The organism is Rickettsia endosymbiont of Culicoides newsteadi (assembly GCF_002259525.1).
Taxonomy (GTDB): Bacteria; Pseudomonadota; Alphaproteobacteria; order Rickettsiales; family Rickettsiaceae; genus Tisiphia.
Genome location: NZ_MWZE01000105.1, coordinates 1 through 4233, shown reverse-complemented (window position 1 = coordinate 4233; position 4233 = coordinate 1). Strand labels below are relative to the sequence as shown.

Here is a 4233-nt window from a genome sequence, read left to right as displayed (position 1 = left end):
ATAAAAATTTTTATATTTTGACAAAAACTCTGCTTTCTCTCAAATCAAAAATTTCTGGGATTACCCCCTAGAACCCCTTATTGGAAAAATTGTCACCTAAAGATATTGTAATCGCATCTGAATTATCACGTTTGGGACGTTCAATCAAAGAAACCTTGAATATTGTTGAAACAATTACACAAGAGAAACAGTCGAGGCTTGTTCTCATCAAGCAAAACCTAAACTTAAATCCCAAAGACAAAAATAATGTTACCAACAAAGTTTTAATCACCGTATTCTCTATGACAGCAGAACTGGAACGTGATTTTATCTCAGAACGGACCAAAGAAGGTCTGCGTGCTAGGGTAGCAAAAGGCATTAAACTTGGTAAACCTAAAGGAACATTACAAAAATCAATGTACGATAACGATCAAGAAAAAATCTTTCATTTGTATAGACTTGGCGTGCCATTACATAAAATTATTTCTACCCATCTTGAATATGGCAAATATTTATCACTTAAAGAATATATTGAAAAACGAGAAGCAAAAATCTCAATTTCTTGAAATCAAAAAAATCTGGGGTTCTACGTCAGAACTCCTAATAGAGGATTTAAAAACTAGAGGTGTAAGTTTTAAATCATTGTGTGACGGAGATATTGATACTACTACTGCATCAGGAGAGTTAGTATTCAATATTTTTTCTTCACTTGCACAATTCGAAAGAAAATTAATACAAGAAAGAACAAAAGCTGGCTTAAATGCAGCAAGAATTAGAGGAAAAAAAGGAGGAAGAAAATAATTGGTTCCGACCCTAAAGTGTTAACTGCAAAAAAAATGCATAAGAATCATAATATGAGCATCAATAATATCTGTAAAATGTTAAGTATTTCGAGAGCTACTTTTTATAGGTATGTATCTATATCTAATGATTAAGTGTTCTTCAAATCAAGAGCCTTAATCCCTTATTCTTATACCGGATACATAGCTTTTTCGGAAAAAAAAGAGGTTATCCGTTACATCCCCTATTAAAATATTGTATGTCAATAATAAAAATATATGGAGGCACAACAAACGCCCTCTAATTAACAAAACCTTTTTTCTCCTGCTTTTTCTATACACTTATCTTTAACTATTTTCCGAAGTCAGGAAAATTCTTACTTGGGCTAATTTAGGGCATATTAAATCGTTGTCAACCTAGCCAATTTCTGCAAATTACCTAATCACCATAATTCTAATTTATTCTGTAATAGTGCAAAATAATTATGCACAAATAACGCAATTTAATTGTACACGTTACACAGATTTCTAGGTATGTGTATTTGGTTACTTTGTATACTGAAGCCCTTGATCTAACATAGATAATGATTTCACTTTTAAGCAATTTTTTAAATATTTCAGGAGAAACTTTATTTTGGGATATCAAAAACACATGTTTCTGGAATAGTGAGTAGTATGACAAAACTCGAAATTTTATCAGATGACTTTCCCTGTCACACTAACCTACCTGGGTACAATTTTTATCAGTTTATATGTACCTTTAGCTTTTATTAATTGTAATTATGTCGTATTAATCATACACATTGAAGTTAGATCATCTTAATGCTGTATGCATTATCCAGATGTACTACTTCCCTCATCTAAATCTAATAAGTGACTACTTGAACTTAATTCACCCAGTAAAGAAATTACTTCTTCAAATCTAGTTGTTAACTCCTGATTTTCTTCATGTATAGTACCAAATGAGTCTAGTATACTTTTTATAGTATCATGATATTCACCATGTTTTACAACAAATTCTTTACTCCCTTTAAGGGCATCAGTAAATACTTTAAATTCTAATTTTTTAAAATTACTATTATCTTTAGTAAAGTCATTAAATACTTCGAGTAAATCTTGAAATTTACGTATTTCACCTTTTCTAAGGAACCCTTCTAATACTCCTTTTTCTGCTTCAAAAAAAGCACTTTTTTCTTCTTTACTAATATCAGGATTTTTATCAATTAAGTGTTTCTGTACCCAACTTGTAATTTTATCTAACGTACCTGTATTTGTTGACTCGAACAAAAAGTGAATAAACCCTTCCTTTGCAGATATATATTCGAATTTTTTTTTCATGATAAATCTCGTTAAAGTTATTATATAAATAGTTACTTATTAATTAAAAAAATCAATATCCTCTCCGTATAATGCTGCTGATTCTACTTCTCCACTGGTAGTAAATAATGAAGTATTTGCCGCACTAAGATCTTGAAAGATTTTTATTTGATTTGATTCTACATCAATATTGTTTAAGAAATCATTTTTGGAATCTTCATCCATGGAGTAATCTAGTGCTATTAATTCAGAGAAAGCGTCTAATATAGCTTTAGGATAATTTACATCACTATTTTTAAATCCAACTATAAATGAAGAAAACAGTAGTACAGATATATAAACATGATCTATGACTTTTTTTATAAGTAGCAATTGATCTAGTTCCTCTGTGCGGAATACAGCTTTCTTATTATAACCTACTGCACTGTTCATTTGATCTTCTCTATATTTATCACCATCTTTAATACAGTAAGTTGTTTGCATGTCTCCTTCTGCTGAAGGAAATACCTTGATTACATGAGTTATATTACGATCTGATAAATTTTTTGGTACAAGTACTTTATCTTCCAAGGACTTGAAATCAAAGGCATAATATAAATGTTTTGCTATATGATAATAAAGGGGGTCTCTCTCTAGAATTTCTCCTTGAGTTACAAGTTCATCTATATCATCTGTAGTGAATTCTTGATTATATTTCTCTAATAACAATGGGGATTCTTTTTTAATCTTGATTATTGAATCATATTTCTTATATTCATTTATCTGAGTCTCAATAATTGATTCATTTACATCACGATTACATAATGTAATAATGGTATTAATTACTTCTAGGGCACTGATAACTTTTTTAATTTTATCACCTTCGTTATTAACAATTCTTATTTTAGGATTCTTTGTATATATATCTTGTAGCTCTACTACCTCATCCTGTGTTAGAACTTGAAAATTTGAGTTTTTAGGATCTTTGGCTCCGGCTACAGTATCATATAAACGAATTTCATAAGGTACAGTATTTCCCTCTTCAGGAAAAGCTGTGTAAATTCTTTGGTTAAATATTGTGAGCGTAAGTCTGCCTATAGCTTCACAAGAAATACAGATAGTATTTTCATCTTTAATTGCTTGTTGTAAGATATCTACAGAATAGTCAATAAACTTTTGGATGTTTTTCGTATAATTAGTCTCAAAGTCCTTTATTTTAACTTGACTAAAGAATTTTTTATCTCGTATAGTTTTGACTACTTTTTCGTCATCTATTAAATATTTATATCCTGCTCTTTTTGTATTTTTTATTTTGATATGATAAACATCTTTATTAGTTTTTAATTGTTGTTGTAGGCTTTGATAATCCGTATCACCTAAACTTAATCCTAGTTGATCTGATACAAATATCTTCAAAGGTTTTGCAAGATCTTGCAAACTGTCTGATTGTGAAACCTTTAAACCTGAAATTTTTGTTTTTACTAAATGATCTACAAAAGTGTATGGAGTCACATGCCGCATTTGTTTTTTTGAACTACCCAAAACAGGGGGACGCCCTAATGTTACTATTTTGGTACCTTCTTGTTCATTGGGTATTACATCTATAAGAATTTTGTCACTAATATCTACCATTGTTATAGAATTTAAAAAGTCATAAATTTTTGATTTTTTAACCTGAGTTATTTTTAAATTATTTAACTCTTGGTGTAAATTATCCATTATCTTCCTTTCATTTCATATACTTGACTAATTTTTATAAGCTTCAATATTATTAAATAACTTATTAACTAAAGTAAGTTATATTATTCCTACCACAAATTCAAGTAATTTTTATCAGTAGATGCGACCAAATATTATGCTGGGTGGATAGTTAAAGCAAAAGTAACACAAATCACCGATATTGTAGAGCCAAATAAGAGGTATTTGTATCTTGTTGCATTTATTGACCATTATTACAAAATTTGGCAAGATACGCTTGTTGATATGTTACTAAGAAATGTGCAACAGCAGTTAAATAATGCCGACAGGAAACTAAACTATAATGGTCTCCATATTTTGGACACAAAAATAGAAGAAATGAGATAGAATTCTTTAGCAAAAAAGGAGAGCTAGAGATGAAAAAACAAGTAAGGCAATATAGTGCTGAGGAGAAATCAAAAATTGTCATAGAGACAATCAA

General features: G+C 29.6%; 6 protein-coding genes. 3 read left to right on the top strand and 3 right to left on the bottom strand.

Features of this window, described 5'->3' with window-relative positions; genetic code table 11:
* Positions 1 to 89 precede the first annotated feature (89 nt).
* The 3 genes from RiCNE_RS06155 to RiCNE_RS08510 are packed head-to-tail and all read left to right on the top strand — an operon-like array spanning position 90 to position 914.
* On the top strand, positions 90 to 545 hold the full coding sequence (locus RiCNE_RS06155; RefSeq protein WP_239832740.1) for a recombinase family protein: 456 nt from the start codon (positions 90 to 92) through the stop codon (positions 543 to 545).
* Positions 511 to 780 (top strand): recombinase family protein, encoded by a 270-nt coding sequence (locus RiCNE_RS08105; RefSeq protein ID WP_338050570.1) that lies wholly within the window; start codon positions 511 to 513, stop codon positions 778 to 780. The genes RiCNE_RS06155 and RiCNE_RS08105 overlap by 35 nt, the downstream gene beginning before the upstream one ends.
* A 35-nt stretch (positions 781 to 815) precedes the next feature.
* A complete protein-coding gene (locus RiCNE_RS08510; protein WP_410525748.1) occupies positions 816 to 914 on the top strand; it encodes a helix-turn-helix domain-containing protein in 99 nt (32 codons plus the stop codon).
* A 678-nt stretch (positions 915 to 1592) separates the two neighbouring features.
* Here RiCNE_RS08510 and RiCNE_RS06145 read toward each other — a convergent pair.
* The 3 genes from RiCNE_RS06145 to RiCNE_RS07830 form a co-directional block, all read right to left on the bottom strand.
* Entirely contained in the window at positions 1593 to 2096 is a 504-nt protein-coding gene (locus RiCNE_RS06145) for a hypothetical protein (RefSeq protein ID WP_094649706.1), read from the bottom strand.
* Positions 2097 to 2135: 39 nt separating this feature from the next.
* On the bottom strand, positions 2136 to 3773 hold the full coding sequence (locus RiCNE_RS06140; protein ID WP_094649705.1) for a hypothetical protein: 1638 nt from the start codon (positions 3771 to 3773) through the stop codon (positions 2136 to 2138).
* A 220-nt stretch (positions 3774 to 3993) separates the two neighbouring features.
* Positions 3994 to 4233 (bottom strand): hypothetical protein (locus RiCNE_RS07830; RefSeq protein WP_204839964.1); only part of this gene is annotated, 240 nt, incomplete at its 5' end.

What these genes read in the sequence shown, in the direction of transcription:
- RiCNE_RS08510 (WP_410525748.1), top strand. Translation starts at nt 816, where the DNA reads ATGCATAAGAATCATAATATGAGCATCAATAATATCTGTAAAATGTTA.
- RiCNE_RS06145 (WP_094649706.1), bottom strand. Translation starts at nt 2,096, where the DNA reads ATGAAAAAAAAATTCGAATATATATCTGCAAAGGAAGGGTTTATTCAC.
- RiCNE_RS06140 (WP_094649705.1), bottom strand. Translation starts at nt 3,773, where the DNA reads ATGGATAATTTACACCAAGAGTTAAATAATTTAAAAATAACTCAGGTT.